21 protein-coding genes, 1 tRNA gene and 2 rRNA genes are annotated in these 25,719 nt (G+C 60.9%); 14 read left to right on the plus strand and 10 right to left on the minus strand.

Annotated features, from left to right (window positions below; translation table 11 throughout):
* The 3 genes from ACPYOJ_RS07055 to ACPYOJ_RS07065 all read left to right on the plus strand — a co-directional run.
* Positions 1–239 (plus strand): 23S ribosomal RNA (locus ACPYOJ_RS07055); the annotation flags it as partial.
* A 209-nt stretch (positions 240–448) separates the two neighbouring features.
* Positions 449–563: ribosomal RNA gene (gene rrf, locus ACPYOJ_RS07060) — 5S ribosomal RNA — on the plus strand.
* Between the two features lie 287 nt (positions 564–850).
* A tRNA-Met gene (locus tag ACPYOJ_RS07065) sits at positions 851–927 on the plus strand.
* On the opposite strand, the gene ACPYOJ_RS07070 is transcribed toward ACPYOJ_RS07065, so the two are convergent.
* Together ACPYOJ_RS07070 and ACPYOJ_RS07075 are read right to left on the minus strand one after the other, a co-directional pair.
* Positions 906–1,274 carry a hypothetical protein gene (locus ACPYOJ_RS07070; RefSeq protein ID WP_481415612.1) on the minus strand — a complete coding sequence of 123 codons (369 nt, stop codon included), beginning with the start codon at positions 1,272–1,274 and terminating at the stop codon, positions 906–908. The two genes, ACPYOJ_RS07065 and ACPYOJ_RS07070, sit on opposite strands and share 22 nt — an antisense overlap.
* A complete protein-coding gene (locus ACPYOJ_RS07075; RefSeq protein ID WP_481415613.1) occupies positions 1,275–2,564 on the minus strand; it encodes an ABC transporter substrate-binding protein in 1,290 nt (429 codons plus the stop codon).
* Between the two features lie 140 nt (positions 2,565–2,704).
* Here ACPYOJ_RS07075 and ACPYOJ_RS07080 point away from each other — a divergent pair, with 140 nt between their 5' ends.
* The 3 genes from ACPYOJ_RS07080 to ACPYOJ_RS07090 are packed head-to-tail and all read left to right on the plus strand — an operon-like array spanning position 2,705 to position 6,606.
* Positions 2,705–3,733 carry a LacI family DNA-binding transcriptional regulator gene (locus ACPYOJ_RS07080; protein ID WP_481415614.1) on the plus strand — a complete coding sequence of 343 codons (1,029 nt, stop codon included), beginning with the start codon at positions 2,705–2,707 and terminating at the stop codon, positions 3,731–3,733.
* 9 nt (positions 3,734–3,742) lie between these two features.
* Entirely contained in the window at positions 3,743–5,599 is a 1,857-nt protein-coding gene (locus tag ACPYOJ_RS07085) for a DUF2264 domain-containing protein (RefSeq protein ID WP_481415615.1), read from the plus strand.
* Positions 5,596–6,606: a hydroxyacid dehydrogenase gene (locus ACPYOJ_RS07090; protein WP_481415616.1), complete on the plus strand. Its 1,011-nt coding sequence runs from the start codon at positions 5,596–5,598 to the stop codon at positions 6,604–6,606. Before ACPYOJ_RS07085 ends, ACPYOJ_RS07090 begins: the two co-directional genes overlap by 4 nt.
* A 2-nt stretch (positions 6,607–6,608) precedes the next feature.
* Here the strand turns inward: ACPYOJ_RS07090 and ACPYOJ_RS07095 are convergent, their stop codons facing one another.
* The 5 genes from ACPYOJ_RS07095 to ACPYOJ_RS07115 form a co-directional block, all read right to left on the minus strand.
* Entirely contained in the window at positions 6,609–7,883 is a 1,275-nt protein-coding gene (locus ACPYOJ_RS07095) for a Gfo/Idh/MocA family protein (protein ID WP_481415617.1), read from the minus strand.
* Positions 7,884–7,925: 42 nt separating this feature from the next.
* A complete protein-coding gene (locus ACPYOJ_RS07100) occupies positions 7,926–8,756 on the minus strand; it encodes a sugar phosphate isomerase/epimerase family protein (protein WP_481415618.1) in 831 nt (276 codons plus the stop codon).
* A 24-nt stretch (positions 8,757–8,780) separates the two neighbouring features.
* The gene (locus tag ACPYOJ_RS07105; RefSeq protein WP_481415619.1) at positions 8,781–9,944 is read right to left on the minus strand and encodes a dihydrodipicolinate synthase family protein; all 1,164 of its coding nucleotides are present in this window, start codon (positions 9,942–9,944) and stop codon (positions 8,781–8,783) included.
* Between the two features lies 1 nt (position 9,945).
* Entirely contained in the window at positions 9,946–11,094 is a 1,149-nt protein-coding gene (locus ACPYOJ_RS07110; RefSeq protein ID WP_481415620.1) for a Gfo/Idh/MocA family protein, read from the minus strand.
* A 132-nt stretch (positions 11,095–11,226) separates the two neighbouring features.
* Entirely contained in the window at positions 11,227–11,904 is a 678-nt protein-coding gene (locus ACPYOJ_RS07115) for a TetR/AcrR family transcriptional regulator (RefSeq protein WP_481415621.1), read from the minus strand.
* A gap of 204 nt (positions 11,905–12,108) precedes the next feature.
* Here ACPYOJ_RS07115 and ACPYOJ_RS07120 point away from each other — a divergent pair, with 204 nt between their 5' ends.
* The 7 genes from ACPYOJ_RS07120 (at position 12,109) to ACPYOJ_RS07150 (ending at position 20,831) form a co-directional block, all read left to right on the plus strand.
* Complete coding sequence (locus tag ACPYOJ_RS07120; RefSeq protein WP_481415622.1) at positions 12,109–13,395, plus strand: ABC transporter substrate-binding protein; 1,287 nt, start codon at positions 12,109–12,111, stop codon at positions 13,393–13,395.
* A 5-nt stretch (positions 13,396–13,400) separates the two neighbouring features.
* On the plus strand, positions 13,401–14,363 hold the full coding sequence (locus ACPYOJ_RS07125; protein WP_168827817.1) for a carbohydrate ABC transporter permease: 963 nt from the start codon (positions 13,401–13,403) through the stop codon (positions 14,361–14,363).
* Positions 14,356–15,243 (plus strand): carbohydrate ABC transporter permease, encoded by an 888-nt coding sequence (locus ACPYOJ_RS07130; protein WP_168827818.1) that lies wholly within the window; start codon positions 14,356–14,358, stop codon positions 15,241–15,243. The genes ACPYOJ_RS07125 and ACPYOJ_RS07130 overlap by 8 nt, the downstream gene beginning before the upstream one ends.
* A 19-nt stretch (positions 15,244–15,262) precedes the next feature.
* Complete coding sequence (locus tag ACPYOJ_RS07135) at positions 15,263–16,336, plus strand: Gfo/Idh/MocA family protein (protein WP_481415623.1); 1,074 nt, start codon at positions 15,263–15,265, stop codon at positions 16,334–16,336.
* 24 nt (positions 16,337–16,360) lie between these two features.
* On the plus strand, positions 16,361–17,437 hold the full coding sequence (locus ACPYOJ_RS07140; protein WP_481415624.1) for an ABC transporter ATP-binding protein: 1,077 nt from the start codon (positions 16,361–16,363) through the stop codon (positions 17,435–17,437).
* A gap of 66 nt (positions 17,438–17,503) precedes the next feature.
* Complete coding sequence (locus tag ACPYOJ_RS07145; protein ID WP_481415625.1) at positions 17,504–18,379, plus strand: phosphotransferase; 876 nt, start codon at positions 17,504–17,506, stop codon at positions 18,377–18,379.
* A 1-nt stretch (position 18,380) separates the two neighbouring features.
* Positions 18,381–20,831: a GcvT family protein gene (locus ACPYOJ_RS07150; protein ID WP_481415626.1), complete on the plus strand. Its 2,451-nt coding sequence runs from the start codon at positions 18,381–18,383 to the stop codon at positions 20,829–20,831.
* 113 nt (positions 20,832–20,944) lie between these two features.
* Here ACPYOJ_RS07150 and ACPYOJ_RS07155 read toward each other — a convergent pair whose 3' ends face one another.
* Entirely contained in the window at positions 20,945–22,399 is a 1,455-nt protein-coding gene (locus tag ACPYOJ_RS07155; protein WP_481415627.1) for a mannitol dehydrogenase family protein, read from the minus strand.
* Complete coding sequence (gene uxaC / locus ACPYOJ_RS07160) at positions 22,396–23,811, minus strand: glucuronate isomerase (protein WP_481415628.1); 1,416 nt, start codon at positions 23,809–23,811, stop codon at positions 22,396–22,398. The genes ACPYOJ_RS07155 and uxaC overlap by 4 nt, the downstream gene beginning before the upstream one ends.
* A gap of 169 nt (positions 23,812–23,980) precedes the next feature.
* On the opposite strand from uxaC, the gene ACPYOJ_RS07165 reads away from it, so the two are divergent.
* Complete coding sequence (locus tag ACPYOJ_RS07165; protein WP_481415629.1) at positions 23,981–24,190, plus strand: SlyX family protein; 210 nt, start codon at positions 23,981–23,983, stop codon at positions 24,188–24,190.
* Between the two features lie 41 nt (positions 24,191–24,231).
* On the opposite strand, the gene ACPYOJ_RS07170 is transcribed toward ACPYOJ_RS07165, so the two are convergent.
* Positions 24,232–25,713: an NAD-dependent succinate-semialdehyde dehydrogenase gene (locus ACPYOJ_RS07170; RefSeq protein WP_481415630.1), complete on the minus strand. Its 1,482-nt coding sequence runs from the start codon at positions 25,711–25,713 to the stop codon at positions 24,232–24,234.
* Positions 25,714–25,719 lie beyond the last annotated feature (6 nt).

A 25,719-nucleotide genomic window follows, 5' to 3' on the forward strand; every position in this document is an offset into this window, starting at 1 on the left:
CCCTAGTACGAGAGGACCGGGATGGACATATCTCTGGTGGACCTGTTGTCCTGCCAAGGGCATAGCAGGGTAGCTACATATGGAAGGGATAACCGCTGAAGGCATCTAAGCGGGAAACCCACCTGAAAACGAGTGTTCCCTATCAGGGCCGTGGAAGACGACCACGTTGATAGGCCGGGTGTGGAAGTGCAGCAATGCATGAAGCTTACCGGTACTAATAGCTCGATTGGCTTGATCGTTCTCATTGACCATGCTCATCTCAAGGCAAGCGCGAAGCGCTTGTCCTGACAGAGCGAAGGCGAAAGCCTTTGCGACGGCCCCGGCGAACCCAGGGTAAGCGCCCAGCGCTTATCCCGCAGTGTTCGTCCGGTTGGTGCGCCAAGACGTGTTCAAGACTAAAAACGCAGTGAAAACTGCACCAGCTTCTCAATTCGTTGCGCTTCGCTGACCTGGTGGTTATGGCGGGGTGGCTGCACCCGTTCCCTTTCCGAACACGGCCGTGAAACGCCCCAGCGCCCATGGTACTTCGTCTCAAGACGCGGGAGAGTAGGTCGCTGCCAGGTCTGCAAAACGCAACAAAAAATCTTCTCATCACGAAAACGGCCCAAGCCGATCAAAAAGGGCCGCCCAAAAGCGGTCCTTTCTGCTTTAGGGCCCTATATACAGAATGAAATGCGAAATGCTGGGGCACGGCACGGGTTATCTGCCTGTGCGCCCCTTACATGAGACAAATCGCCTTCGGCAATTTGCTCAGGCAGTGGCATCACCGCTAAAGCGGTGACGCTATCGCGATAAATCCCGAAGGGATTTACGCAAACCGGATAAGCCGCGCAGCGGCTTACCTAGATGGCGCGGGGTGGAGCAGCCCGGTAGCTCGTCAGGCTCATAACCTGAAGGCCGCAGGTTCAAATCCTGCCCCCGCAACCAAATCTTCCCAATCCCGAAATACCGCAGGACCCGGCTATCGCCGGCGCGAAGGCTTCATCTTCGCTGGTGATGGTAGCTCGTCGTTCGCAAAGCCCACCATAACCTGAAGGCCGCAGGCTCAAATCCGGCAACAGTAACCAACCACAACGATCATAGCCAAAAAGCCCGCCTAACCGGCGGGCTTTTGCGTTCCAGGTCACGGTCAACGGCGCATCAGGCGTTTCGCCGGCCACTACCCTTCGAATGACATCGAGCTCCATCGGCAGGACGCGGTCGACTTGACGCGTCCCGCCGATGGCGGGCCGAATCCAGCTATCCAAGCGGCGCTTCCAGAAGCGAAATCTCATTCAGCTCCTGATCTTTGCCTTGCCTTCCTCAACAAGCCGTGCCGCGGCATCGGCGGGCGTCGTCCGTTCGAAAGCGAGTTCATCGGCGAGCGGCCGGAACAGGCGCTGGTCGAATTCCGTCGAGCCGAGGGGCGCGGGCGCCGGGTAGTCCCCGACCTGATCCTTGAGCAGGTTGACATAATCGACAGTGGCCCGCTCGCTCGGATTGAGGTTCGGCAGGATCGCCTCGCGGACCGTGGGAGACATCGGCACGCCGCGTTCGACGCCGAGGATCTTGCCGGCGTCGACGTCGTTGACAAAGAAGTCGATGAATTTCGCGGCCGCTTCGCCGTTCTTCGTCGTCGCGCCGACGCTCCAGATGAGGGCGGGACGATAATAGTGTCCGGAAGGCCCGCCCTTCTTTTCCCGCGGCAGCAACGTAATTGCCAGCTTGTTCTTCGAGATCAGCTGATATCCGACGAGCTGGTTCGAGTAGGCCATGCCCATGGCGGATTTGCCAAGCGCCAGGCAGTTGGTGTCGATGGTGTTCTGGTCGAGGGTCTGCACGTCGGCCGCCACTGTGCCGCCCTTCTTGCGCAGGTCTTCCCAGAAGCTGTACCACTCCTTGGCATCCGCGACATCGAAGCCGAGGGTGCCGTTGGCATAAAGGCTCTTGCCTCGCTGGCGAAGCCAGGCATCGAAGACATAGGTATAGCGGGCGCCGTAGGGGCCGCCCGAATAATTGTCCTTGCCGGCAGCCTTTGTAAGCTCGACGGCAAGCTTGGCATATTCGTCCCAGGTGAGGTCAGGCGTCGGCAACGCAAGCCCCGCCTTCTCGAAGGCCGTCTGGTCGAAAAACAGCGCAAAAGAGTTGAGGCCCAGGCCGATGCCATAGATCTTGTCATCAACGGTCGTCAGCTTCAGCATGTCCTTGCCGAAGGCATCGACCTTGAGCGTCACGGGTATGAACTCGTCAAGGGGCAGGCATGCGCCGCGTTTGGAATAGTCAGAGATGGTGCTCGGCTCGAGCTGGAACACATCGGCGATCGCGCGGCCGGCCATCTGTGTCGCAAGCTTCGTCCAGTAGCCATCGCCGCTGAGCGACTCGCCGACGATCGTCACGCCCGGCGTCTTTGACTGATAAAGCTTTGTAACATCGAGCGTGCGCTTGGCGCGATCGTTCGAACCCCACCACATTGCGCGCAACGCCACATCTTCGGCAAAGGCCGGGGCAGCGCCGCCGGCGCCGAAGGCGAGGCCAGCAGCTGCGCCGGCCGACCCCATCAGAAATGAACGTCGATTGATCTGCATGATGATCCTCCTTTGTCGCCTGCCCGTGCCGTCCTCCAACGATCCTCGGACATGTCATGCGACAGAGTACGCAAAAAAATATGGTTTGCAATAAAATATCTTTTACTTGCAAATTTGCACGATTTGCATAGACTTGCCGCATGAGCAGAATTCGACCCAGCCGGCCTCGCCAGGCCGATATTGCAGCCTCAGCCGGTGTCTCCATCTCGACGGTTTCGCGCGTGCTTGCCAACGAGCCGGGCATCAGCGACAGCGTGCGCGAGCACATTCTGCGTGTGGCCGCCGAGCACGGGTACCAGGTGAAATCCGCGGCAGACCCACTTCCGGGCGGCCTTGCTCTGATCGCCAGCGACGGCGTCACAGGCGGGCTCAGCGTTTTCTACGAGTCCATCGTGGAGGGTCTCAGGGCGGGTGCGGCCGAAAACGGAATGCCTTTCGAGATTCGTCTCGTCCGGGAAGACCGGGCAGGCCCCGAGGTGGTTCACGATTATCTGACCTCGGCACGCGCTGAGGGACTTTTCCTGGTCGGCATCGACCCGAACGAAGCCCTGCGCGACTGGATCGACACCGAGAAGGTTCCGGCCGTCCTCGTCAACGGCACGGATCCGATGCTTCGCCTCGATGGCGTTTCACCGTCGAATTTTTTCGGCGCCTACCAGGGTGCCGAGCGGTTACTCAGGGCCGGCCACCGGCGCATCCTGCATCTCACCGGCTCGCACCGCAATACGATCCGGGAGCGTGTACGTGGTTTCGAGGCAGCGGTCGCTTCAGTTCAGGGCGCTGAAGGGCGGCTTGTGCCGATGACCTTTCATGGCAGCGCCAGCCGTGAGGCGCATGAACTGATGGCGGCGATCCTCGCGGAGGACGCCGGCTTTACGGCTGCCTTCTGCATGAACGACTTCATTGCCGTCGGCGTGCTGGAAGCGGTTACGGAAGCCGGCCTTCGCGTGCCGGAAGACTTCGCGATCGTTGGTTTCGACGATCTGCCCTGCGCTTTGATGACAAAGCCTCCTCTCGCCACCATGCGCGTCGATCGCGCGGCCCTGGGGCGCGAGGCGGTGGGCCTGATGATGTCCCGTTTCCGCGACCGGGCGGCACCTGCCCGTCACATATGCCACGCGGTGATCCCGGTTGCCGGGGGCACCGTGCCTGAAGCCGCAACCTCGTGAGTGATTCAGATGACCTATGATCCGGCCAGCGCCAATCCGCTTGCAGGCAATCCGCTTGAAACACGCGACGACATGAGCCGAGCGCTCCTCGATCTCTTCAATCCGCTGCTTCCTTTTTTCTCCAAGGGCAATGCCCGCGTGCGGCTCGATGGCGCTGCTGCGCATTTCGATCGTGCCGCGGCCGATCTGGAAGGTTTCGCCCGCCCTTTGTGGGGCCTTGCTCCGCTTGGTGCGGGAAACAGCCGGTTCGAGCATTGGAGCCGCTTCGCCGAAGGCCTCGCCAATGGCGCCGATCCGGAACACCCAGAATATTGGGGTACGGTCAATGGCCGTGACCAGCGCATGGTGGAACTTGCCGCACTTGGTTTTGCGCTTGCGCTCGTTCCGGAAAAAATCTGGGAACCGCTCGATGCGCGTGCCCGAAACAATGTCGTCGCCTATCTCAAGCATGCACGTCAGTTCGATTATGCCGATAACAATTGGAAATTCTTTCGCATCCTTGTCGACATCGCGCTTGAACGCTTGGGCGCTTACTTCGACCGCAGCCTTACCAGGCAGTATCTGGAGGAACTGGAAGGCTTCTACATCGGGGATGGCTGGTATCGCGACGGCAATGTACGCCGCGTCGATCACTACATTCCCTTCGCGATGCACTTTTACGGCCTGATCTATTCAAAGCTCGTCGAGGACGATTATGCCAAGCGCTATCGCGAACGGGCCGTGCTCTTCGCAAAGGACTTCAAGAACTGGTTTACAGCCGATGGCGCGACAATTCCCTTCGGCCGGAGTTTGACATACCGCTTCGCCTGCGCGGGCTTCTGGTCGGCGCTCGCTTTCGCCGATCTGGAAGCCCTGCCTTGGGGCGAGGTCAAGCACCTCTGCCTCCAACACCTCCGCTGGTGGAGGGACAAGCCGATCGCGAACCGCGATGGCGTCCTGTCGATCGGTTTCGGCTATCCCAATCTTCTGATGTCGGAGAGCTATAATTCGGCCGGCTCACCCTATTGGGCTTTCAAGGCTTTCCTGCCGCTGGCGATCCCTGCCGATCACCCGTTCTGGACGGCGAAGGAGAAGGTGCCGGAACCAGGGCCCGTCACTTCGCCGCAGCGCCACCCGGGCATGGTCATCATGCGCGCCGGCAGCGATGTCGTGGCGCTTTCCTCCGGCCAGGAAAATCTCCAGATGCGTTTTGGCACGGAAAAATACGTAAAATTCGCATACTCGGCGCGCTACGGTTTCAGTGTCGAAGCCGACGAGCGCAGTTTCGCCGGTGGCGCCTTCGATTCCGCCCTGGCCTTCAGTGACGACGGATTGCACTACCGTGTTCGCGAGACCAATACGGCAGCCAAAATTGCAGGCGATATGCTTTATGCGAAATGGTCGCCGTTCAAGGATGTCACGGTCGAAACCTGGCTTGTGCCCGCCGCACCCTGGCATATCCGTGTGCACAGGATCAACACGCCAAGGCCGCTGCAGACGGCCGAAGGCGGCTTTGCGATCGCCAAGCGGGATTTCGACCTCGACACGCTCTCGGCGGAGGCAGGTGCCGCGCATGTCATCGGCGAGGCTGATTTTTCCGGCATCGCCGATCTCGGCTCGACCGTAAAGCGGATGGGGCTCGCGCAGAAAGCCTTGCCGAATACCAACCTGATCGTTGCCAAGACATTGGTTCCGCAGTTGCGCGGCGAAACCCCCGCCGGCGAAACCGTGCTGGTTACGGCCGTGCTCGCGTTCAACGATCCGCAAGCTGTTTCCGGCATCTGGGCGAAACGGCCGGCCGCGCCGGACATCGCAGCCCTTGAGGAGCACGTTAGAAAGCACGGCATCACCGTCAGCGCCATCGAAGCGCCGGGGCAGATGCCATGAGCCGCCCCGGTATCGCATTCGCCATGCATCCGGCCCGGACGGAGCACGTCCTCGCGGATGACTCGCTTCAGCGCCTGGAACGCCTTGGCCGCGTACTCGATCGCGATCCGCTGCAGAATTTTACAGACGAGCGTGCCCGGCGCGTGCTTTCCGAGACGGAAATTCTGATCACCGGTTGGGGCGCCCCGCAGGTGGGCAGCGACGTGCTTGCGGCGGCGAAGGGCCTGAAGATCGTCGCCCATGCGGCCGGCACCGTCAAAGGGATCATCGGCGAGGAGATTTTCAGGGCCGGGATCGCCGTCAGCCATGCGGCGGAGGCCAATGCCGTCCCGGTCGCGGAGTTCACCCTCGCCGCCATTCTCTTTGCCGGCAAACAGGTTTTCCGCTTTCGCGATCTCTATGTCGCGGACCGCAATCGCGACCGCACATATCCCATGCAGCGCCTGCCAATCGGTAACTACCGGCGCACGGTCGGCATCATCGGCGCATCGCGCATCGGCCGACGTGTCATTGAGTTGCTGAAGCCCTTCGACTACAGGCTCGTCCTTTCCGACCCCACGATCAGTGCGACTGAAGCCATGGAGCTTGGAACCGAAAGGGTCGATCTCGACACTCTCATGAAGGTTTCGGACATCGTTTCGCTTCACGCGCCGTCCCTGCCGTCCACCCGGCATATGATCGACGCGACGAAGCTTGCTCTGATGAAGGACGGCGCCACGCTCATCAATACGTCACGCGGCGCAATCATCGATGAGGCCGCGCTCCTGGCAACGCTCTCGACGGGCCGAATCGACGCCATCATCGACGTAACAGATCCCGAAATCCCCGGACCCTCGTCGGCGTTTTACGATCTGCCGAATGTCTTCCTGACGCCTCATATCGCCGGCGCCGTCGGGCTGGAGCGCGCGCGCCTCGGAGAAATGGCCGTCGATGAGATCGAACGTTTCCTGAAGGGCGAGCCGCTTCTTTACGGCATCACCCTAGCGGATCTCGGAAAGATCGCCTGAGGCTATTCGGCTTTCCGGGAGTTCGGCGAGCCGTCATTGGCGAGTTCAGGCATCAGGTCGGCAAGCTTGACGACCTTGCCCGTGCGCGAACTCTCCAATGCTGCAAGACCGCAAAGCACCGACATCGCACCCGCACGCGTTCCCGCCCGCTGTTGCAGGCGGTCCTCCATGCCGGGTTTGAAGATCATGTTGCGCAGTCGGTCGTCGCCGCCGAAATGGCCGCCGGAGGAATAGGGCACACGAATTCGCTCGACCGCATCCTTTCCTTTCGGGAAATTGCGGATGAGCAAGATCTCATCCTCCTTAGGGACTTCCCACGGCTGTGACTCGTACTGACGGATTTCAATCCGCCCCCTGGTGCCGTTGAACGCCAGATGGTGCCCCTCGATCGGCTGAAAGGTGTTGAGCGAATAGGAGACGTGGACGTTGTTGCGGTAGCGGATGCTGACGACCATCGTGTCCGGAATGTCAATATCCTCGCGGAAGACGCAGCCGTCGCGGAAGTAGCCGTCGATCCTCGAAGGATCCTCGTAGAGCGGGTCGAGGAAGGGATCGGCACCGAGATCGAAATAGTAGTCGCATTCATGCGTGTGCGGACAGAGCTTGCAGCGCGGACCGCGGAAGGGACCCTTGCGGCCGTAATTCTGCAGGTCGGCAAACGATGTCACCGCTTCCGGATCGCTGTCGAGGTACCAGTTCAGCAGATCAAAATGGTGGGTGGCCTTGTGAACGAACAGGCTGCCGGACTTTTCAGTATAGGCGTGCCAGCGCCGGAAATAATCCGCGCCATGCTTGGTGTTCAGGTACCAGTGGAAATCGACCGAGGTGACGCGGCCGATCTCTCCGGAATTGAGCAGCTCCTTGATTTTGGCTGCGGTCGGCGCATAGCGGTAGTTGAAGGATACGTCGACGCGCCTTCCGGTGCGTTTCTCGGCATCGATGATCCGGCGGATTTTGTCCACTGCGGTGGTCATCGGCTTTTCGGTGATGACGTCGATTCCCGCCTCGAGCGCCCGCACGACGATCGCGTCATGGGTATGGTCCGGCGTGCAGACGATGATAAGGTCAGGTTTCACCTCCTTCAGCATCGCGTCGATGTCGTCATAGATCGGCGCATTGCTGCCGATCATCGTGCGCGCCCGTTCTCCGCGTAGCGAGTTCTTCTCGACGATGGCGACGAGATCCACATGCTCGCGCCAGCCGGCGAGCAGTTCCTTCCCCCACATGGTGGTTCCGCGGTTGCCGGTTCCGATCAGTGCAAAGCGGCGTTTCTCCATCGAATGATCCTCCTTCATACGTGCTGAAACGAATATATCCAATTAAGCCTGGCAGCAGCTATGATACCGCTCGACGCAGGTGGCGATGACCTCGTCTGCCGGGCGCTTCCACCAGTTGTCCGCCGAAAAGATTTCGACCTCTTGAGCGCCGAGGAAGCCTGCCTCCTCGATCATGCGCCGGATGCCTTTCAAATCGATCACGCCGTCGCCCATCATGCCGCGATCGGTCAGCATGTCCTTTGTCGGAACGAGCCAGTCGCAGATGTGGTGGGCGAAGATACGTTTCATGCGTCCGGCACGGGCGATTTGCTCGGCGAGGTCCGGATCCCACCAGACGTGATAGACGTCGATCGCAACGCCAACGTCTTCGCCGAGCTGCTCGCAGATATCGAGCGCCTGGCCGAGTGTGTTCACGCAGGCCCGATCTGCGGCATACATCGGATGCAGCGGCTCGATTGCCAGCGGCACGCCCGCCGACTTTGCGTGCGGCAGGACCGCGGCAATGCCGTCGGACACCATCTGCCGTGCTGCGGCAATATCCTTGGAACTGCCCGGCAGCCCCCCGACGACGAGCACCAGGCAATCGGCGCCGAGTGCGGCGGCTTCGTCGATCGCACGCCTGTTATCGTTGAGGTTCTTTTCCCAGCCCGCCCGATCGGTGGCCGGAAAGAAGCCGCCGCGGCAAAGGCCGGTAAGCTTCAATCCGTTGGATCGAACAATGCGGACGGCCTCTTCGAGCCCTACTTTCGCGACCTGATCCCGCCAGGGCGCAATTTGCGTGATGCCATGCTTGAGGCAGATATCCACTGCCTCCGCAAAGCCGCACTGTTCCCGGATTGTCGCAAGATTGATCGAAAGTCCCTCGACCTGCATTAGCTTCTCCCGCACGCGATGATGTCAGTGAACGCCGTGGACTTCGAGCACCCGCTTCATCCGGCTGATCGCCATATCGGGATCGGCAAGAACGCGTGCCTGGTCGGCCAGGCGGAAGAGTTCCGCCAGATGGGTCAGCGAGCGAGCGCTCTCTTGCCCGCCGATCATCGTGAAATGGTCCTGTAGGCCGTTGAGATAAGCGAGGAACACGACGCCGGTCTTGTAGAAGCGTGTCGGCGCTTTGAAAATGTGGCGCGAAAGCGGAACCGTCGGATCGAGCAGGTCGAAGAATTCGCGGTTGCTGTCGCGGCCGAGCGCTTCCATGGCCGCGGAAGCGGCAGGAGCGATCGCGTCGAAGATGCCGAGCAGCGCATCAGAATGACCCTGCTCATCGCCGGCGATGAGTTCCGCGTAGTTGAAGTCGTCGCCGGTATACATGCGCACGCCCTTCGGCAACTGGCGGCGCATCGTCACTTCCTTTTCCTTGGAAAGGAGCGACACCTTGATGCCGTCTACCTTCGCGGCATTGGCCTCGATCACCTGCAGGCAGGTCGACATCGCCTTGATGTGGTCGGGACTGCCCCAATAGCCTTCGAGCGCCGGGTCGAACATTTCGCCGAGCCAATGGATGATGACCGGCTCCTTGACCTGCCGCAAGATGCGATCATAGACGCGGATATAGTCGTCGGGCCCCTTGGCGGCGGCGGCAAGCGCACGGCTTGCCATCAGGATGATGCGCCCACCCTCCGCCTCGACGGCTTCAATTTGCTCCTCGTATGCCTTGATGATCGCATCGATCGTGACATCCGGGCCGGGTGTCAGATGGTCCGTTCCAGCGCCGCAGGCGATCAGCGCATCCTTGCGGGTGCGAGCCTCGGCCAGCGCACGGCGGATGAGATCGCGGGCTTCCGGCCAGCCAAGGCCCATGCCGCGCTGTGCGGTATCCATTGCTTCGGCAACGCCGAGGCCGAGATCCCAGAGGCGGTGGCGAAAGGCAAGCGTACGCTCCCAGTCGATCGCCGGCGTCAGCCATGGATCATTGTCCGCCAGCGGGTCGGCGACAACGTGGGCCGCGGCAAAGACCACGCGCGGAAAGTCCTTGGCGTCGCGCTTCTTGAGTTCGATCGGCGTGCCGCTCAGCGTATAGGGCGCGATCTTGCCATCGAGGGGAAGATTGAGCGTTTGCATATCAGAACTCCAATGTCGGGACGTCGAGCCAGCGGCGCTCGGCCCAGGATTTCAAGCCCAGTTCCGCAAGTTGCACGCCTTTGGCACCTGCTTCCAAGCCGTAAGGCCACGGTGCGTCCTCGGCGACATGGCGCAGGAACATTTCCCATTGCACCTTGAAGCCGTTGTCGAACACCTGCGTATCCGGCACCTCGTCCCAGGTCTTGTAGAAGTCGATCGTTTGCGGCTGGTCAGGATTCCACACCGGCTTCGGCGTGTTGACCCGGTGCTGCGCCCAGCAACTCGTCAGGCCTGCGACGGCAGAACCATGGGTGCCGTCCACCTGGAAAGTCACGAGATCGTCGCGGCGTACGCGCACCGCCCAGGACGAATTGATTTGAGCGATCACGCCGCCGTCAAGCTCGAAGGTTGCATAGGCCGCATCGTCCGTATCGCAGTCATAAGTCTTGCCCTGTTCGTCGACACGGCGGGGGATATGTGTGGCGCCGAGGCAGGAGACGGCTTTGACCTCGCCGAAGAGATTGTCGAGCACATAGCGCCAGTGGCAGAGCATATCGAGGATGATACCGCCGCCATCGCCCTTGCGGTAATTCCAGGACGGGCGCTGCGCCGGAACCCCCCAGTCGCCTTCGAATACCCAATAACCGAACTCGCCGCGCACCGAGAGGATCTTGCCGAAGAAGCCGGAATCGCGCAGCAGCGCCAGTTTGCGAAGGCCGGGAAGAAACAGCTTGTCCTGTACGACGCCGTGCTTGAGGCCGGAGGCGCGCGCTTTCCTCGCAAGTTTGATTGCGACCTCCAGGTCGTCGGAGATCGGCTTTTCGCAATAGACATGCTTGCCGGCGTCGAGCGCCTTGGAAAGCAGCTCGGCGCGCATCAGCGTCGTGCCGGCGTCGAAGAATATCTGATCGTCCGCATTGGCGAGCGCCGCGTCCAGATCGGTCGACCAGCGCTTGATGTTGTGCTTCTTCGCCAGCTCTTCCATCTTGTCGCGGTTGCGGCCGACAATGATCGGATCGATCTCCAGCCGCTCGCCGGATTTCAGGAATAGGCCGCCCTGGTCGCGGATCGCAAGGATCGATCGCACCAGATGCTGATTGTAGCCCATACGGCCCGTAACGCCGTGCAAAATGATCCCGAGACGCGCCATCTTGTTCCTCCCTGTCAGTTTATCGAGCGGCGGGAGTGGGCGTCGCCCGGCCCCCCCAAGCCAGTAACTAAACAGTTACTTGATGACAGATCGAGAGCGGGGCTGTCAATAGCCAAATCTCTTTTTGGCTTTTCAGCGCTTGATGGAGGCGAGCGTCACGTGGACGATATGCTTTTCCCAGCTGTCGAGCTGGGCAGGATCGATCAGGTCGCGGCCAAAGATCGTCGAAAGCGTGTATTGGTTCGAAAGGTAGAAATAGCCAAGCGAGGCAATGGTCAGGTAGACGTGAAGGGGGTCGGCATTCTCGGCGAAGACGCCTTCCTTCTTGCCGCGGTCGAGAACGTCAGAAAGTTCACCGATCAGATGCGAATGTAATTCCTTGAGACGAACGGACTGGCGAAGCCAGCGAGCACGATGCAGGTTTTCGGTGCCGAGCAGGCTGAGGAATTCCGGATGCTCGAGAAAGTAGCGCCAAGTGAAGAGGGCGAGTTCGCCAATCCCCTCTTCTGGGCTGCGGTCACCGATATGCAGCGCGCGCTCTGCCGTGCGGATATTGACATAGGCCTCCTCCAGCACGTGCAGATAAAGCTGCTCCTTGTCGCCGAAATAGTGATAGAGCATGCGCTTGTTGGTCCCGGCTCGTTCAGCAATGGCATCGACGCGCGCCCCGCCCATGCCGTTTTCGGCAAATTCGCGCGTGGCCGCTTCCAGGATTGCACTGCGGGTCCGCTCGGGGTCGCGCTGCAGCACACGCTCGCTGGGAGCGCGCTTGACTTTTTTCTTTCCTCCACTCTCGCCGGTACTGTCCATCGGCTTATCTCCCCAGACATTCTGTTGTGCTCATAAAGCTTCGGTGCAAGATTGTAAAAGCGGAAACCTGGGAGGAGAACCTCACCAAATTATCATCGCTTGACAGGCCCGATGCTTGTCCATAGCTTGTAACCAGTTAGTTATTTGTTGCAAGTGAAACCAGCAAGGAGCGTGTGGAGGCGCTCCCCTCGGGAGGAGGAACAGATGACCTTAAGCGTAAGTAGACGTAACTTCATGGCGGGCGGAGCGACGCTTCTCTCGCTTGCGGCACTGGGACCCAGTGCCTTTGCGCAGGATGCTCGCCTGCGTTTGATCTGGTGGGGATCCCAGCCGCGCGCTGACCGCACCAACAAGGTGTCCGATCTCTATAAAGCAAAGCATGCCGGCACATCGATCACCGGCGAGTTCCTCGGCTGGAGCGACTACTGGCCACGTCTGGCGACGCAGGTCGCTGGCCGTAACGCTCCCGACGTGATCCAGATGGATTACCGTTATATCGTTGAATACGCCCGCCGCGGCGCGCTGGCACCGCTCGATTCCTATATGCCCTCGAAACTCAATCTGGACGATTTCGATCCGGCCCAGATCGAGGGCGGCAAGGTCGATGGCAAGTTCTATGGCGTGAGCCTTGGCGCCAACTCCGCGGCCACGGTATTGAACACGACGGCTTTTGAGGAGGCCGGCGTCGATTTGCCGACGAAATCGACGACGTGGGAAGAGTTCGGCAAGATCGGTGCGGAAATTACCAAGGCCGGAAAGCGCAAAGGTTTCTTCGGCTTCGCCGATGGCAGCGGCAACGAGCCGCTCCTCGAAAACTATCTGCGCCAGCGCGGAAAAGCTCTCTATACGGCGGATTCGAAGATCGCCTTCGGCCCGGAGGAAGTGAGCGAATGGTTCGATATGTGGTCCAAGTTCCGCGAAGCCGGCGCCTGCGTCACGCCGGATATCCAGGCGCTCTACAAGGACACCATCGATACCAGCCCGGTCACGATCGGAAAGGCTGCCGCAGACTACGCGCATAGCAACCAGTTTGTCGGCTATCAGGCAACGAACAAGGACAAGCTGACGCTGAGCAACTACATGCTCATTACGAAGGAATCGAAGGGCGGGCATTACCGCAAGCCGTCGATGTTCTTCTCGGTCTCGGCACAATCGAAGGTGATCGATCAGGCCGTCGACTACGTCAACTTCTTCGTGAAGGACCCGGATGCAGCATTGGTGCTCGACGTCGAGCGCGGCATTCCTGAATCCAAGGCGATGCGTGACATCGTCGCCACGAAGCTTGATGCGAGCGGTAAAATCCCGCTCGAATATGTTGGTGGTCTTGGCGATCTGGCCGGCCCGCTGCCGCCGCCGCCGCCCTCGGGTGCCGGCGAGGGGCAGGTCGTGCTGCGGACGATCTCTGAGCAGGTGGCCTTTGGTCAGCTGACACCAGCCGACGCCGGTAAGCAGCTTGTGGACGAAATCACGCGCCTTCTCGCACGGGGCTGATCCATATGAGCAACGCGATGCGCACGACGCCCGCAGGGGCAGTCACGGTTGAACGGTATTCAGGCGCGGTTGCCGACAGTCGCTTCAAGCGGCTGTGGAACGCAAACGCTCCGGGATATCTCTTCCTGCTGCCTTGGCTTCTCGGCTTCTTCGGGCTGACGCTCGGACCTGCCCTGATTTCGCTCTACCTGTCCTTCACCGACTTCGACATGTTGAGGTCGCCAGGCTGGGTGGGCACTGCGAACTACGTGCGCATCGCCACCGCTGATCCGAAATTCGCTGCCGCGATGACGGTTACGCTGACTTATGTCGTGCTTTCCGTCCCCTTCAAGCTGACTTTCGCGCTCATGGTCGCGCTGGCGCTGAACCGCGGTGTGCGCGGTTTGCCGATCTACCGCGCCATTTTCTATCTCCCGTCACTGCTTGGCGGCAGCGTCGCGATTGCCGTCCTTTGGCGTCAGCTTTTCGCAGGCGACGGGCTCGTCAACGCGGCCCTCGCGCAATTCGGCATTCAGGGGCCGAGCTGGATTTCGCACCCGAGCTATTCGATCTATACGCTGGTGGCGCTCAGCGTCTGGCAGTTCGGTTCGCCGATGATCATCTTCCTCGCCGGCCTGCGGCAGATCCCGCAGGATATGTATGAGGCTGCGAGCCTCGATGGCGCCTCGAAGTTCCGGCAATTCTACAAGATTACACTGCCGCTTCTGACGCCCGTCATTTTCTTCAACGCAGTCGTCCAGACGATCGATGCCTTCAAGGCTTTCACGCCTGCTTTCATCATCTCCGGCGGCACCGGCGGCCCGATCAATTCGACGCTGTTCTACACGCTCTACCTCTATCAGGAAGCCTTCGGAAACTTCCGCATGGGCTATGCCTCGGCACTTGCGTGGATCCTGGTGATCATCATAGCGATCTTCACCGCCTTCTCGTTCCTGACCTCGCGTTACTGGGTGCACTACGATGACTGAGATGACCGCTACGATAACCGCGGCCAAGCCGCCATCCGACGTCAACAAGCGTAGTCTGCAGGGATCGATCGTCGTTCATGCATTGCTGATCGCCGCCTCGCTCCTCATGCTCTATCCGTTGCTGTGGATGGTGTCCGCTTCGGTGCGACCGGAGAACGAAATCTTTTCGTCGACGTCGATCATCCCCTCGTCCATCGATTTCGCGTCCTATGTTCGCGGCTGGGTCGGCCTCGATATCAGCTTCGGCAGGTTCTTCTGGAACTCGCTGGTGATTTCGGTCCTGACGGTCATCGGCAATGTCGTTGCCTGCTCGCTGGCGGCTTATGCTTTCGCGCGTCTGCGCTTTGCCGGCCGGAATTTCTGGTTCGCGATCATGCTCGGTACGTTGATGATCCCGTATCACGTGACGCTGATCCCGCAATACGTGCTCTTCCTCAACCTCGGCTGGGTCAACACGATCCTGCCGCTGGTCGTGCCGAAGTTTCTGGCGAGCGATGCCTTCTTCATCTTCCTCATGGTGCAGTTCTTCCGCGGCATCCCGCGCGAACTCGATGAGGCCGCGATGATGGACGGCTGCAGTGCCTGGCGTATCTATTGGAAGATCATGCTGCCGCTTTCGCTGCCGGTTCTGGCGACGGCCGCAATCTTCTCTTTCATCTGGACCTGGGACGACTTCTTCGGCCCGCTGATCTACCTGAACGACATGAACACCTACACCATCCAGCTGGGCCTTCGAACCTTCGTCGATTCGACGAGTGCATCGGATTGGGGCGGGTTGTTCGCCATGTCGACGCTTTCGCTCGTGCCCGTGTTCTTCTTCTTCCTCTTCTTCCAGCGCATGCTGATCGAAGGTATCGCCACGACCGGCATGAAGCGCTGATGCTGATAAGGAAAGTTGCATGAGTATCAAGACTGTCGCCATCGTCGGCTGCGGTATCGGGCGCTCTCACATCGTCGAGGGCTACCTGCCGCACCCGGACAAGTTCAAGGTCGCGGCGATCTGTGACCTGAACGAAGAGCGCCTGAAGGCCGTCGGCGATGAGTTCGGCATCGACCGCCGCACGACCTCCTTCGCCGAGCTTCTCAGCGACGACAGCATCGACATCATCGATATCTGTACGCCGCCCGGCATCCATCTTGAACAGGTGGTCGCAGCCCTTGGTGCCGGCAAGCACGTCGTCTGCGAAAAGCCGCTGACCGGATCGCTTGCCGGTGTCGACGAAATCATGAAGGCGGAAAAGGCTGCCAAGGGCACCCTTATGCCGATCTTCCAGTATCGTTACGGCGACGGCGTAGAGAAGGCGAAGCGCATCATCGACGCAGGAATCGCCGGCAAGTTCTATATGGGTTCGGTCGAGACCTTCTGGCTGCGCAAGCCGGAGTATTATGCCGTTCCATGGCGCGGCAAATGGGCGACGGAGCTCGGCGGCGTGCTCGTCACGCATGCGCTCCACCTGCACGACATGCTCTTCCATCTCGCCGGTCCCGCCGCCCGGGTGTTCGGTCGCGTCGCGACCCGCGTCAATGATATCGAGGTGGAGGATTGCGCTTCCGTCAGCCTTCTGATGCAGAACGGCGCCTTCGTCTCGCTCTCGTGCACGCTGGGCTCGCAGCAGGAGATCAGCCGGCTGAGGCTGCATTTCGAGAACGTCACGTTCGAGAGCAACCACGAGCCCTATTCGCCCGGCAAGGACCCTTGGCAGATCATTGCCGCCAATGACGAAGTGCAAGCAAGGATCGATGCGGCGCTTGGCGACTGGCGCTCCGTCGCCCCCCGCTTCAACACCCAGATGGCGCGGTTTCATGATTATCTGAGCGGCAGGGGCCTGCTGCCGGTCACGAGCGGCGATGCGCGCCGTGCGCTGGAGTTGGTCACTGCGATCTATCAATCGTCCGATAGCGGGGCCGATGTCGCTCTGCCGATTGGTCCTGAAAGCCCGAAATACGCCGATTGGCGCGCGAGAACGCGATAAGGAACAGGGGAGGGTTTTTAGACGATGGCTACAAGTGTCGTTCTTCAGAAGGTCGAGAAGCGCTATGGAGCTGTGGACGTCATCCACGGCATCGATCTTGCAATTGACCCCGGCGAGTTCGCGGTTTTCGTCGGCCCCTCCGGCTGCGGCAAGTCCACGCTGCTGCGCATGATCGCTGGTCTCGAGGAGATCTCCGGCGGTGCGCTGCTGCTCGACAACGAGCGTATGAATGAAGTGGCGCCGGCCAAGCGTGGCATCGCCATGGTCTTCCAGTCCTATGCGCTTTATCCGCATATGTCGGTCTACAAGAACCTCGCCTTCGGTCTGGAGACCGCCGGCTACAAGAAGGCCGAAATAGAGCCGAAAGTTCGCCGGGCTGCCGAAATTCTGCAGATCCAGAAGCTTCTCGAACGGAAACCGAAGGCACTGTCCGGCGGCCAGCGCCAGCGCGTTGCGATCGGTCGCGCCATTGTACGTGAGCCGCGCATCTTCCTGTTCGACGAACCCTTGTCGAACCTCGACGCGGAACTGCGCGTCCAGATGCGCGTCGAGATCTCGCGGCTCCATCGCAATCTCGGCAACACCATGATCTACGTAACCCACGACCAGGTCGAAGCCATGACCATGGCGGACAAGATCGTGGTTCTGAACTCGGGACGGATCGAACAAGTCGGGGCGCCGCTTGATCTTTACAACAATCCGGCAAATCGCTTCGTCGCAGGCTTCATCGGCAGCCCGAAGATGAACTTCCTGAAGGCGAAGATCGAGCAGGTGAGCGATGGCGGCACGACGGTCAACGTCTGCGGCAGCTCCATCCGCCTGCCGCGCCGCTTGAAGGGGTCGGCCGGTCAGGAGGTTACCTTCGGCATCCGGCCGGAACATCTATCCGTCACCGATGGCGGCATTGCGCTGGCGACCGTCAATGTCGATCTGGTCGAAAACCTCGGCGGCGCGACGATGCTCTATACGACGACACCCGATCACCAGCAATTGACGGTGGCTCTGGATGGCCAGCAGAAGGTCGAACGCGGCGCCAACGTGAAGGCATCATTCGACCCCGCCCGTTGCCATGTCTTCGACGGCTCCGGCGCCACGATATGAGGCCTTCTTGACAGGCGATCCCGCTCTGGCCCATCATTTTGAGGGTGCGGCCGCGAGGGGGAAAGCGTGACGCCTGAGGATAGGATTCGTGCACTCGGCATATGGCAAGGGCCGATTGAAATCACGCCGATTGCCGGCGGCATAACCAACCGGAACTACCTGGTAACCGATCGGGCGGTGCGCCGCGTCGTGCGGCTTGGCGCCGACATTCCGATCCATCATATCAGCCGGCAGAACGAACTCGCCGCCAGCCAAGCTGCGCATGCGGCCGGCCTTTCGCCTGCAGTCATCCATCATGCGCCTGGCGTGCTCGTTCTCGATTTCATCGAGGCGCGAGCGCTGACTGCCGAAGATATCCAGGATGCGCGAATGCTCGCGCGTGTCGTGCCGCTGGTTCGTGCCTGCCATCATGACGTTGCGCGTCATTTCCGCGGGCCGGCGACGATCTTCTGGGTCTTCCATGTCATTCGCGATTACGTTGCCAACCTGAAAGCCGCCGGAAGCATCCATGCGCCGATGCTGCGGCGTTGCGCAGAAAAGGCAGAGGTACTGGAACACGCCGCCGGCCCGTTCGACATCGCCTTCGGTCACAACGACCTTCTCGCCGCGAACTTCCTCGACGACGGCAAGCGTCTCTGGCTGATCGATTGGGATTACGCAGGCTTCAACACCCCGCTTTTCGACCTTGGTGGCCTGGCGTCGAACAACGAGCTTTCGGAAGACGCGGAGCGGGACATGCTGGAGGCCTATTTCGATCGGCCGCTGACGCCGGACCTTGAGCGCCGCTACAGCGCCATGAAATGCGCATCGCTGCTCCGCGAGACACTATGGAGCATGGTTTCGGAAATCCACTCCACCATCGATTTCGATTACGCCGCCTATACCGCCGAAAACCTCGCCCGCTTCGAGCGCGCTTTCAAGGCATTTGAACAGGATCGATAGAATGACGAAGGAACTACCCAAGACGGCGAAAGCCGTGGTGATCGGCGGCGGCATCATTGGCTGCTCCACGGCCTATCACCTTGGCAAGCTCGGCTGGACGGACACGGTGCTGCTTGAGCGCAAGAAGCTCACCTCCGGCACGACATTCCATGCCGCGGGCCTCGTCGGTCAGCTGCGCTCGAGCGCCAACATAACCCAGCTGCTCGGCTACTCTGTCGATCTCTACAAGAAGCTGGAAGATGAGACCGGCCTCGGCACCGGCTGGAAGATGAACGGCGGCCTGCGTCTTGCCTGCAACGCAGAGCGCTGGACGGAGGTGAAACGGCAGGCGACGACCGCCCAATCCTTCGGTCTCGACATGCGGCTGCTCACCCCGCAGGAAGCCTTCGAGCTCTGGCCGCTGATGACGATCGATGATCTCATCGGCGCCGCCTATCTGCCGACCGACGGCCAGGCCAATCCTTCCGACATCACGCAGGCGCTCGCCAAGGGGGCACGCATGTCCGGTGTATCGATCTTCGAGGATACCGAAGTCCTCGATCTCGAAATCGACAAAGGCAGGATACGCGCAGTCATCACCGAGCACGGCCGCATCGAATGCGAGCGCGTCGTCGTCTGTGCCGGGCAGTGGACACGGGCGTTTGCTGCCCGGTTCGGCGTCAACGTACCGCTCGTTTCCGTCGAGCATCAGTACATCATCACCGAATCCTTCGGCGTCCCCTCAAACCTGCCGACGCTACGCGACCCCGACCGCCTGACCTACTACAAGGAAGAAGTCGGCGGCCTGGTCATGGGCGGTTACGAGCCGAACCCGATCCCGTGGGCGGTGAACGGCATTCCTGATGGGTTCCACTACACGCTGCTCGACAGCAATTTCGATCATTTCGAGCAGATCATGGAGCAGGCGCTAGAACGCGTTCCGGGTCTGCAGAACGCCGGCGTCAAGCAATTGCTGAACGGCCCTGAGAGCTTCACGCCGGACGGCAATTTCATCCTCGGGGAAGCGCCGGAGTTGAAGAACTTCTTCGTCGGCGCCGGGTTCAACGCGTTCGGCATAGCCTCGGCCGGGGGCGCCGGGATGGCGCTTGCCGAATGGGTGGCAAAGGGCGAGCCTCCCTACGATCTCTGGCCGGTCGATATTCGCCGCTTCGGCCGCCCGCACTTCGACACCGACTGGGTCCGCACCCGCACGCTCGAAGCCTATGGCAAGCATTACACGATGGCGTGGCCCTTCGAGGAGCATTCGAGCGGCCGCCCCAGCCGCAAGTCGCCACTTTACGATCGGCTGAAGGCGCAGGGCGCCTGCTTCGGCGAGAAGCTCGGCTGGGAGCGGCCGAACTGGTTCGCCGACCTCTTCGCCAATGAAGAGCCGAAGGATATCTATACCTACGGCCGTCAGAACTGGTTCGATGCCGTCGGCCGCGAGCACAAGGCGGTGCGCGAGGCGGCTGTGATTTTTGACCAAACTTCATTTGCGAAGTTCGTGCTGAAGGGCAGGGATGCGGAGGCCGCTCTGTCCTGGATCGCCTCCAACGACGTGGCAAGGCCGGCGGGAACTCTCACCTACACGCAGATGCTGAACGACAAAGGCGGCATCGAATGCGACCTGACGGTCGCCCGTATCGCCGAGAACGAATATTACATCGTCACAGGTACGGGCTTTGCGACCCACGACTTCGATTGGATTGCCCGCAATATTCCCGAGGGAATGCACGCCGAACTGGTCGATGTCACATCGGCCTATTCCGTACTTTCGCTGATGGGGCCGAATGCCCGCGCCGTTCTGGAAAAGGTGACCTCGGCCGATGTGTCGAATGCAGCCTTCCCCTTCGGTCGCGTCCGAACGATCGGCATTGCCGGCTGCCCGGTACGGGCACTGCGCATCACCTATGTCGGCGAACTCGGTTATGAGCTGCATGTTCCGGTCGAATATGCGACGACAGTCTACGATGCGCTGATGGCGGCGGGTGGCGGGCTTGGCCTCGTCAATGCCGGGTATCGTGCCATCGAAAGCTGCCGGCTGGAGAAGGGCTATCGTGCCTGGGGTTCGGATATCGGCCCTGACCATACGCCGGTCGAAGCGGGACTTACCTGGGCCGTCAAGACGAAGAAGAACGTTGCCTTTCGTGGCCGCGAGGCGATCGAGCGCCAGCTTACGGGCGGCGTGAAGAAGATGCTCGCCTGTCTCGTGCCGGACGATCCCGAGATCGTCCTTCTCGGGCGCGAAACTACCTATCGCAATGGCAAACGTGTCGGCTGGCTCTCCAGCGGCGGCTTCGGCTATACCGTCGGCAAGCCGATCGGCTACGGCTATATCCGCAATCCCGATGGCGTGACGGCGGATTTCGTGCTGGCAGGAAGCTACGAGCTGGACGTCGCCAGGGAGCGGGTGCCGTGCACGGTGTCGTTGAAACCGCTTTATGACCCGGAGATGAAGAGGGTGAAGGCGTAGTGCAGCCCTCGCTATTTGGGGGACAGGCAACCCCGCCTTCCCTCATTCCTGTGACAAGCACAGGAATGAGGGAAGGCGGCTGTCGCCGCATGCTGCCACTGAAAGCCCAGGCTTCAAATCAGCGGCAGCTTGTTGTCCTGGATCAGGATTTCCAGCTTGTTGGCGACGTCTTCCGTCCAGGCCACATTCTTCGTGAGTGCCGCAGGGAAAAGTCCGGGCAAGCCGAAAAGCGCCGCCGAAACAGCCGGGCCATTCCGCGGCACGTCGGCAAGGATAGCTGCAATCTCGGCCGATCGCGGATCGCGCAGCTCATAGCGTTGGCCGTTCCGATCGACACCCAGTGCGTAGCGCATCCACGCGGCAACTGCGATTGCGTAGGTCTCCGCCTTGCTGCCATGAGCAAGCGCTTCCGTTGCCGGCTCCAGCAGCCGCTGCGGCAGCTTCTGCGTGCCGTCCATGGCGATCTGATAGGTGCGGTGGGCGATCGCCTTGTTTGCAAAGCGTGCTATTAGCTCGTCTGCGTAATGGTCCAGATCAATGCCGGGAACAGGATCGAGCGTTGCCGCCGCCGAGTTCATCTGCCGCCGTGCAAGCGCGGCCAGACCGGCGTCGTCCATGACGTCACGAACGTATTCATAGCCACCTATGTATCCGAGGTAGGCGAGCAGAGAATGCGCCCCGTTCAGCATTCGGAGCTTCATCTTTTCATAGGCTGAAACCTCCTCGACCATCAGCGCACCGGCCTTCTCCCACGCAGGACGGCCATTCGCGAAATGGTCCTCGATCACCCATTGGGTGAAGGGCTCGGTCTCGATCGCTGCCAGATCCACCCGCCCGGTCAGGCGTTCGGCATCGGCATAGGTGGCGTCGGTACTCGCCGGCGTGATGCGATCGACCATGGTCGACGGAAAAGGCACGTTCTCCTCTATCCAGTCGTGCAAATCGGGATCGATGCGGCTCGCGAATTCGAGGACGAGGCGCTTCAGGACCGCACCGTTGCTTGGCAGATTGTCGCAGCTGAGCGGCGTAAAGGGCGCAATGCCTTTTTCCCGCCGCCGGGCCAGCCCCTCGACAAGGTAGCCAACAACGCCGCGCGGCGCATGCCGGTTTGCAAGATCGGCAGCGATGTCGGCATGGTTGAGATCGAGGCCGCCGCTGTGCGGATCAAAACCATAGGCCTTTTCCGTCACCGTCAGACTGACAATGCGGATCGCAGGGTCTTCGAGGCGTTGCAGCAGCCCTGCGGGATCACGCGTCGCAACATGCGCCTTGAGAATCGGACCCACGACCTGGGCCGTCGTTCCCGACGTATCGCGGATCAGCATCGTATAGAGGCCGTTCTGCTCGTTCAGGTGATCCGCAACATCGGCGGTGCGAAGGCTTGCAACCTCGATACCCCAATCGCCACCGCCCGCCGCGAGCGCCGCATCGGTGAAGGGTGCGAAATGCGCACGAAAGAAAGCGCCGGGTCCGAGATGCAGAATGCCGGCCTTCAGCTGGCTTCGATCATAGGCCGGAAGCCTGGCCGCCGGCGCGAGACCGGTCAGGTTTTGCAGTCGCTCCGTCACAGCTTGTACGCCTTCTTCGCATTGTCATAGGAAAGGTCCCGGGCGACGATTTCGGCATCCGCCTTTGAAATCCGGTGCTCGGCTGCAAGCTGCGCCAGGAAGCGGCAGACCTCACGGCGCCAGACATCGTGGCGGGCGGGGATCGAGAGCAGCGCGCGCGTATCGTCGTTGAAGCCTGCGAGATTGACGAAGCCCGCGGTCTCGACCACCTGGTCGAGATAGCGACGGATGCCGTTCGGGCTGTCGTGGAACCACCAAGGCGGCCCGATCATCAGGCATTCCCAGTGCCCAGCCATCGGCGCCAGTTCGCGGGCATAGGTCGTCTCGTCGAGGGTGAAGAGCAGGACCTTTAGACCGGGCGCGTGGCCATATTTCGAAAGCAGCGCGTTCAGCCCGCCGACCCAATCCGTGCGGGTGGGAATATCCGCGCCCATGTTCGGTCCGCGCGTCTGGAAAAGGGTGCTGTCGGTGTTGCGGCGCGAACCGGCATGGATCTGCATCACCATGCCGTCTTCGGCCGAAAGCCCGGCCATTTCCGTCATCATCAGGCCACGGAAGAGTTCGGCCTCGGCTGCTGTAAGCGGTCCCTTCAGAGCCTTGTCGAGCAGCGCCTGCTTGTCGGCAAGCGGAAGATCGGCTGTAAACGCCGTCGGCACGCCGTGGTCCGTCGCCGTTGCGCCGAACTGGCGGAAGAAGGCGCGGCGCTTGCGGTGTGCGTCGATCATGCCGTCCCAGCGTGTAACATCGCTGCCGGTGATTTCGCCGAACTTGATCAGGTTGTCGCGGAAGCCGGCGGCGTCAGGATCGGTGACGCTATCAGGCCGGTAGGTCGTGCGGACCTTGCCGATCCAGCCGTCCTTCTGCATCTTCTGGTGATGAACGAGTGGGTCGAGCGCACCTTCCGTGGTCGCGATCGTTTCGATACCGAAACGGCTGTGCAGGGCACGCGGGCGGAATTCGGGTTTGGCCAGCTGCTCGTTGATGTGGTCGTAGCGCCTGTCGGCATTATCTGGCGTCAGCGGTTCCGTGCAGCCGAGCACAGCGGACATTGCATGATCGACCCACAGGCTCGACGGCGTACCCCGGAAAAGGTGATACCGCGCAGCGAAAGCGCGCCAGATCGTGCGACCCTGAGCGACCGGCTTGCCATCAAGGCGCGGCACGCCGAGCTCGTCGAGCTTGGAGCCTGTGCTGTGCAGCATGCGGAAGAGATAGTGATCGGGAATGACAAGCAGCGAAGCCGCGTCCTCGAACGGCTTATCGTCGGCGAACCAGGCCGGTTCAGTGTGCCCATGCGGGCTGACGATCGGAAGATTGCGGACCGTCTCGTAGAGGTCGCGCGCGATGGTTCGTGTTGCCGGATCGGCCGGAAAGAGCCGGTCCGGATGAAGAAAGCCGTTCCCTACATCCATCAGATATCCTCCCTGATAGCGTAGGGCCTACCTCACCAACGAGGGGACGACAAGCCCTATTAGTAACTAAACGGTTCACTTTCGGAATCGTTTTTCGCGAGCCTCGAAAGAATTGACCTGAAGGCCTGTTTCGGCTTTGAAAGGCCACTTATTGCCGGGAGAGAAATCGATGGCCGAAGAGACAAGCCGCATCACCAAGCTCGAGGAGACGGTTGCGCATCAGGCAAAGACGATCGACGAGCTTTCCGATCAACTTGCGGAACAATGGAAGGTTGTCGAGCAGATGCGCGCGAAACTCGACCGCCTGACGGAGCGTTTTCTGTCGCTGGAGGAGCAATCGCTGGAAGCGCCGACGATAACAAAGCCGCCGCATTATTGAGGCGGAAATAAAAAGGGCGCCCGGGGCGCCCTTTGTTTGGTTCAGAGATTGCCGATGCAGAGATACTTCATTTCGAGGTAGTCGTCTGCGCCATGGCGCGAGCCCTCACGGCCAAGGCCGGATTGCTTGATGCCGCCGAACGGTGCCGTCTCGGTGGACATCAGCCCGGTATTGATGCCGACCATGCCGTATTCCAGCGCCTCGGCAACCTTCCAGACCTTCTTCAGATCGCCCGCGAAGAAATAGGCAGCAAGGCCGAATTCCGTGTCGTTCGCCTGGGCGATGACTTCCTCGACAGTATCGAAGCGGAAGAGCGGCGCAACGGGACCGAAGGTTTCCTCCCTGGCGACCTTCATGCCCTTGGCGACGCCGGTCAGAACGGTCGGCGTGAAGAAGGTGCCCGCACCTTCGATGCGCTTGCCGCCGGTCAGCACCTTGGCGCCCTTGGAAAGCGCGTCGCTGACGTGATCCTCGACCTTGGCAAGGCCCTGCTCGTCAATCAACGGGCCGATCGCGACGCCGGCCGTGAAACCGTCGCCGACCGACATCGCGTCCACCTTCGCGGCCAGCTTGGCCGCGAATGCGTCGTAGATGCCGGACTGCACGTAGAGCCGGTTGGCGCAGACGCAGGTCTGACCCGCATTGCGGTATTTCGAGGCGATCGCACCTTCGACGGCGGCATCGAGATCGGCATCGTCGAAGACGATGAACGGCGCGTTGCCGCCAAGCTCGAGGCTCACCTTCTTGATCTGGTCAGCGCACTGGCGCATCAGGATGCGGCCGACTTCCGTCGAACCGGTGAAGCTGATCTTGCGGACCTTATCGTTGCCGCAGAGCTCCTTGCCGATCGCCGGGCCGTCTTCGCCTACGATGACATTGAAGACGCCGGCCGGAACGCCGGCCTGCTCGGCAAGAACCGCGAGCGCAATCGCCGAAAGCGGCGTCTGCTCGGCGGGCTTGGAAACGACGGTGCAGCCGACGGCAAGTGCAGGAGCGATCTTGCGGGTGATCATCGCGGCCGGGAAGTTCCAGGGCGTGATCGTGCCGACGACGCCGACGGGCTGCTTGATGACAATCATGCGCTTGTCGTTCGACGGCGCAGGAATCGTTTCGCCGTAGATGCGCTTGGCTTCCTCGGCATACCATTCGATGTAGGCAGCGGCGTAGAGGATTTCGCCGCGGGCTTCCGGAAATGGCTTGCCCATCTCGGCCGTCAGGATCGCGGCCAGCTCGTCGGCATTGGCAACCATCAGATCGAACCACTTCCGCAGGATTGCGCTGCGTTCCTTTGCAGGACGTGCTGCCCAGGCGGGCTGGGCGGCGTAAGCGGCGTCGATCGCCACGCGCGTTTCGGCTGCGCCCATATCCGGTAGCGAAGCGAGGACTTCGCCGGTCGCCGGGTTCAGAACATCGAAGGTTTTCGTGGCTCCGCCTTTCGTCCACTCGCCATTGATGTAGCCGGTGTCGCGGAGGAATGGTGAGGAAAAGGGAACGTGCTTGGTCAGTGCAGTCGTGAATGCCATGTCATT

It is taken from the genome of Rhizobium sp. SVR5-9E, from assembly GCF_056755095.1.

What these genes read in the sequence shown, in the direction of transcription:
- ACPYOJ_RS07070 (WP_481415612.1), bottom strand. Translation starts at nt 1,274, where the DNA reads ATGAGATTTCGCTTCTGGAAGCGCCGCTTGGATAGCTGGATTCGGCCC.
- ACPYOJ_RS07075 (WP_481415613.1), bottom strand. Translation starts at nt 2,564, where the DNA reads ATGCAGATCAATCGACGTTCATTTCTGATGGGGTCGGCCGGCGCAGCT.
- ACPYOJ_RS07080 (WP_481415614.1), top strand. Translation starts at nt 2,705, where the DNA reads ATGAGCAGAATTCGACCCAGCCGGCCTCGCCAGGCCGATATTGCAGCC.
- ACPYOJ_RS07085 (WP_481415615.1), top strand. Translation starts at nt 3,743, where the DNA reads ATGACCTATGATCCGGCCAGCGCCAATCCGCTTGCAGGCAATCCGCTT.
- ACPYOJ_RS07090 (WP_481415616.1), top strand. Translation starts at nt 5,596, where the DNA reads ATGAGCCGCCCCGGTATCGCATTCGCCATGCATCCGGCCCGGACGGAG.
- ACPYOJ_RS07095 (WP_481415617.1), bottom strand. Translation starts at nt 7,883, where the DNA reads ATGGAGAAACGCCGCTTTGCACTGATCGGAACCGGCAACCGCGGAACC.
- ACPYOJ_RS07100 (WP_481415618.1), bottom strand. Translation starts at nt 8,756, where the DNA reads ATGCAGGTCGAGGGACTTTCGATCAATCTTGCGACAATCCGGGAACAG.
- ACPYOJ_RS07105 (WP_481415619.1), bottom strand. Translation starts at nt 9,944, where the DNA reads ATGCAAACGCTCAATCTTCCCCTCGATGGCAAGATCGCGCCCTATACG.
- ACPYOJ_RS07110 (WP_481415620.1), bottom strand. Translation starts at nt 11,094, where the DNA reads ATGGCGCGTCTCGGGATCATTTTGCACGGCGTTACGGGCCGTATGGGC.
- ACPYOJ_RS07115 (WP_481415621.1), bottom strand. Translation starts at nt 11,904, where the DNA reads ATGGACAGTACCGGCGAGAGTGGAGGAAAGAAAAAAGTCAAGCGCGCT.
- ACPYOJ_RS07120 (WP_481415622.1), top strand. Translation starts at nt 12,109, where the DNA reads ATGACCTTAAGCGTAAGTAGACGTAACTTCATGGCGGGCGGAGCGACG.
- ACPYOJ_RS07125 (WP_168827817.1), top strand. Translation starts at nt 13,401, where the DNA reads ATGAGCAACGCGATGCGCACGACGCCCGCAGGGGCAGTCACGGTTGAA.
- ACPYOJ_RS07130 (WP_168827818.1), top strand. Translation starts at nt 14,356, where the DNA reads ATGACTGAGATGACCGCTACGATAACCGCGGCCAAGCCGCCATCCGAC.
- ACPYOJ_RS07135 (WP_481415623.1), top strand. Translation starts at nt 15,263, where the DNA reads ATGAGTATCAAGACTGTCGCCATCGTCGGCTGCGGTATCGGGCGCTCT.
- ACPYOJ_RS07140 (WP_481415624.1), top strand. Translation starts at nt 16,361, where the DNA reads ATGGCTACAAGTGTCGTTCTTCAGAAGGTCGAGAAGCGCTATGGAGCT.
- ACPYOJ_RS07150 (WP_481415626.1), top strand. Translation starts at nt 18,381, where the DNA reads ATGACGAAGGAACTACCCAAGACGGCGAAAGCCGTGGTGATCGGCGGC.
- uxaC (WP_481415628.1), bottom strand. Translation starts at nt 23,811, where the DNA reads ATGGATGTAGGGAACGGCTTTCTTCATCCGGACCGGCTCTTTCCGGCC.
- ACPYOJ_RS07165 (WP_481415629.1), top strand. Translation starts at nt 23,981, where the DNA reads ATGGCCGAAGAGACAAGCCGCATCACCAAGCTCGAGGAGACGGTTGCG.
- ACPYOJ_RS07170 (WP_481415630.1), bottom strand. Translation starts at nt 25,713, where the DNA reads ATGGCATTCACGACTGCACTGACCAAGCACGTTCCCTTTTCCTCACCA.